Consider the following 821-nt stretch of genomic DNA (forward strand, 5'->3'; position numbering starts at 1 on the left):
GTCGGGCGGGCGCGGCGCCTGCTATCGAGTTTCGCGGCGCGCCCGGGCGACCGGTTGCTGATGGCGGTCGATTTGCGCGGCGCCTTTGCTGAGCCGTACCCGTACTGGAACGCCTCCACCGAGGCGCCGCCCGCGCGGCTGCGCGCCGATCTCGAACTACTGCCCGCGCTGGCCGAGGACGGCCTGTGCGCCGCGGCCAAGGACATCAGCATGGCCGGCACGCTGGGCACGGCGCTGATGCTGCTGGAATGTTCCGCCGTGGGCGCGCGGATCGACCTGGGCCGCATCCCGGCGCCCGTGGGGGTGCCGGTGGCGCGCTGGCTCACGGCATTCCCGAGTTACGGCTTCCTGCTGGCCGTGCGCGAGCAGGATGTGGCGCGTGTGAGCGAGCGATTCAGGGCGCAGGACATTGCCTGCGCGGATATCGGCGTCATCGACGATTCACGGCAGGTCTCGGTCAGCGGTGCCGGCGAAACCGCGCTGCTGTGGGACTTCGCGCGTGATGCATTTATCGTCCCGCAGGCTGAGCGTGCCACGCGGGACACCACCCACATCGATGCCTGAGGAGCCTTTATGCCAGTCACGCATTTCCGCATACGTTGGCCCGACCAGAGCGAGGTCACCTGTTACTCGCCGTCTTCGGTGGTCACCGAGTTCTTTGTCCCGGGACAGGACTACGCGCTGGCCGAGTTCCTGGCGATCGCCAGGCAGGCGCTGGGCAGCGCCTCGGAGCGCGTCAGGGCCAAGTATGGCTATGCCTGCTCCTCTGCCATGGACCAGCTTGAACAGATCGAGACCACCGCCGCGCGTTTTTGCGCCCA

Annotated in this window: 2 protein-coding genes; both read left to right on the forward strand. The window is 68.3% G+C overall.

The window, feature by feature from the left end:
* Positions 1-564: AIR synthase-related protein (locus tag AC1RQC_RS40395; RefSeq protein ID WP_492886883.1), on the forward strand; the 564-nt coding region annotated here is incomplete at its 5' end.
* Between the two features lie 9 nt (positions 565-573).
* A partial coding sequence (locus AC1RQC_RS40400) for an MSMEG_0570 family nitrogen starvation response protein (protein ID WP_492886885.1) occupies positions 574-821 on the forward strand: 248 nt, incomplete at its 3' end.

The organism is Cupriavidus sp. GW822-FHT03E04 (assembly GCF_058801495.1).